This window comes from Sulfuricurvum sp. (assembly GCF_049305995.1).
In the GTDB taxonomy this organism is placed as follows: Bacteria; Campylobacterota; Campylobacteria; order Campylobacterales; family Sulfurimonadaceae; genus Sulfuricurvum.
In genome coordinates this window covers 1-2982 of the sequence record NZ_JBAQPS010000053.1, presented here as the reverse complement: position 1 = coordinate 2982, position 2982 = coordinate 1, and the positions used below count along the sequence as shown (strand labels likewise).

Here is a 2982-nt window from a genome sequence, read left to right as displayed (position 1 = left end):
TCTGCTCGACAGTCGCCGCAACATCCGCGGTGCGCGAATAAGTCATCGATTGTACAGAAATCGGTGCATCACCGCCGATGGCGACATTTCCGACAAAAATTTGTTTAGTAGGGTAGCGTGTTATCATAGGATAGATTGTAACGATTTTGATGTTAAAAGAAAGTTACGTAAATTCTAGCGGATCCATATCGATCTCACAAAGTGGTGATTTAACCTGTTTGATTGCACGGATCAAATCGGTGCTTTTATCGCTTCGAAGCAGTATCTGAAAACGGTATTTATCAGCAATCTTCTCGATAGGCGATGCACCAAATCCGACCATTTGAACCTGTCCGATCCGCTCGATTTGCTCAACCGCTCTCTCCATCTCCGCTTTTGCTTTCAGACCATTTTTATGAGCATAGAGCAATCGTGCCAGTTTTTTCGTCGGAGGGTAGCGACCATTGCGGATACGTAGCTCATCGATCAAAAATTGCTCGTAATCGTCCAAATAACCTCGAAAAAAGGATTCATTAAAACTCTGTACCAACACGGTAGCATTTTGTTTTCGACCACTCCGTCCCGCGATCTGCACCAAAAGCGATAATGCCTTCTCCCGTGCGCGATAATCAGACTGTGAAAGGAGGTTATCGATCCCCATCACCACAGCAAGGGTAATATCGTGATAATCATGCCCTTTAGAGAGCATCTGTGTCCCCACGAGTAGATCGATCTCTTTGTTATTAAACGCTTCGAGGACTTTGATCAGTTTGTTTTGAGTCGTGATAATATCACGATCAAACTGCTGAACTCTCAGATCTTCATTCAACCCTTTAAAATGCTCCACTGCCTCCGCCGTTCCCAGCCGCGTCGTACGCAATGCACCGCTTTGACATTTCGGGCACACTTTGGGGAGGACTTCGGTGTAGTTGCAGTAATGACATTTCAGGGCACGGGAATTTTTATGCTGACTCATCCCCACACTGCAAAACGGGCACTCCACATGGTAACCGCACGCATCGCACACCGTGTATTTGAAATTCGCCCGTGTCGGTATAAACACAATCGCCTGATGGCCTGATACATTATTTTCCATTATCGCACGGTCTATAGTCGGTGTCAGTGCTTCCAAAGAGGGCTCAAAGTCAAATGTCCGTTTTGCCTCAAAATATCCCCCTCTTAGCCGAAAAAACGGATATTTGCTATAACTGCCCAAACTCGGCGTTGCACTCCCCAACACAACAGGGATTTTGAGAAGATTACCGATATAAACCGCCATATCCCGTGCATTGTAGCGAGGACGAGAGGAGGATTTATAACTCTCATCGTGTTCCTCATCCACCACGATCAACCCCAAATCCGCTATCGGTAAAAAGAGCGCCGAGCGAGGCCCAACGATGATATGCGCCGTCCCATTATAAATTTTTTCCAACGTCACTTTTTTTTGCTTTGGAGTCATTTTCGAATGCCACAACACCACGGAATCGCTAAAATGATTGCAAAAACGCTTCTCCATTTGAGGGGTTAGAGAGATTTCAGGAAGGAGGAGTAAACACCGTTTCCCCTCACGGAAAATCTCATCCATCCGTGACATATAGATTTCACTTTTCCCCGCTCCCGTATCACCGAATAAGAGAGAGACGGAATGAGCGCGTATAAAATCAAGGGCTTGAGATTGAGATTCTGAGAGGGTAATATCTATCGTCATTCGTTCGTGGTGAGCCAGTCGAACCATGAACCCAACGACCGGCTCAGGGTGAACGGGAAAAGGTACAAAAAGATTCAATGCTTCGCCAAGCGAACATCCGTAGTAATCACTGATAAAATTGGCGGTTTTAATTTGAGTATCAGAATAACAAAAGGGGGCTATCTCACCGATCGGCTGTGTCGTGAAATCAGGTTTCTCACACTGCGCGATCACTACCCCGTGTATGGTACGAGTAGAGAGAAAAACTTCAACTTCAGTACCTATGACAAGGAAATTTTTACCGCGGTAAGTTAGAGGCTCAAGAGGGGAACCCAAAAGGGCTATTGAATAATAACCGGTTTCCACATTTAGTTCGTTAAATCTGCGCAGTCATTACCACCAGTACAACGAAAAGTCCCTGCCGTCGTGTCATATTCAAATGTATGATCACCACTTTGAAGTTTAAATTTATAGGTATCTTGAGCTGTTTTTCTCCAGTCTCCATCATTGGACCCTGATATTATCCCGTATTGAAGTAAACTATTTGCTGACGTCCCATTATGATCAAACAATGTATCTCCATCGCTCGATGATGTAGTCGTCAATTTGTCAATATGGTTAATATACGATACATTTCCGGTCAATAACCGTGACTGTCTCTCACTGACGATCGCCGCACGGATTGCCGCTACATCACTGCGACCTTTAGCAACATGAGCATCGTTTACACTCGATCCGAGTCTTGGTATTGCTATACCGGCTAAAATACCCAGTATAACAATAACAAACACTAATTCGATGAGGGTAAATGCTGACTTTTTAATCAATTCTAAACCTTTTTTTATACCTGATGAAGAGCGTGATACAACGCTCTTCTCTATCTTTGGGATCAGTTCAATTGAACTGATTGATTCAAATCAGCCGTAAAACCGATCATCGGCGCCGAGGTACCATTGCCATCACGACAAAAAATATTTTCCGCCACCGGTAATGCAGTAGTTGAAATACCGCCGGCATCCGATCCATTACCACTACCATTATTTGTACATTGAGATAAATTTAAATCAAATCCAGTCGGTACATTTGTATACGTCGAAAGTGTTTGGGTTGTAACGCTTCCATTTCCGTCATTTATCACTGTACCCCACATCGAAGGTCCTACAGAACGGTTAAATGTCGCTACAAATGATTCTGCTTTTGCCACTTTAGCATCATTCGCCGTCGCCGCTAGTCTAGGAATCGCCACTGCCGCCAAAATACCGAGGATAACAATAACAAAGATCAACTCGATCATCGTAAAACCTGAACGTTTCATC

The 2982-nt window shown here is 44.3% G+C and carries 4 protein-coding genes; all 4 read right to left on the bottom strand.

What is annotated here, in order from left to right:
- Nucleotides 1-127, bottom strand: a 127-nt coding sequence (locus WA010_RS01800) for a flavodoxin-dependent (E)-4-hydroxy-3-methylbut-2-enyl-diphosphate synthase (protein WP_422555467.1), incomplete at its 3' end; no start/stop codon positions are given.
- Between the two features lie 36 nt (nt 128-163).
- Nucleotides 164-2032 carry a primosomal protein N' gene (locus WA010_RS01795; RefSeq protein ID WP_422555466.1) on the bottom strand — a complete coding sequence of 623 codons (1869 nt, stop codon included), beginning with the start codon at nt 2030-2032 and terminating at the stop codon, nt 164-166.
- A gap of 2 nt (nt 2033-2034) precedes the next feature.
- Entirely contained in the window at nt 2035-2493 is a 459-nt protein-coding gene (locus tag WA010_RS01790; RefSeq protein WP_422555465.1) for a type II secretion system protein, read from the bottom strand.
- 62 nt (nt 2494-2555) lie between these two features.
- Entirely contained in the window at nt 2556-2981 is a 426-nt protein-coding gene (locus tag WA010_RS01785) for a type II secretion system protein (RefSeq protein WP_422555464.1), read from the bottom strand.
- Nucleotide 2982 lies beyond the last annotated feature (1 nt).

Coding starts and splice junctions, on each gene's coding strand:
- WA010_RS01785 (WP_422555464.1), bottom strand. CDS start 2,981: ATGAAACGTTCAGGTTTTACGATGATCGAGTTGATCTTTGTTATTGTT.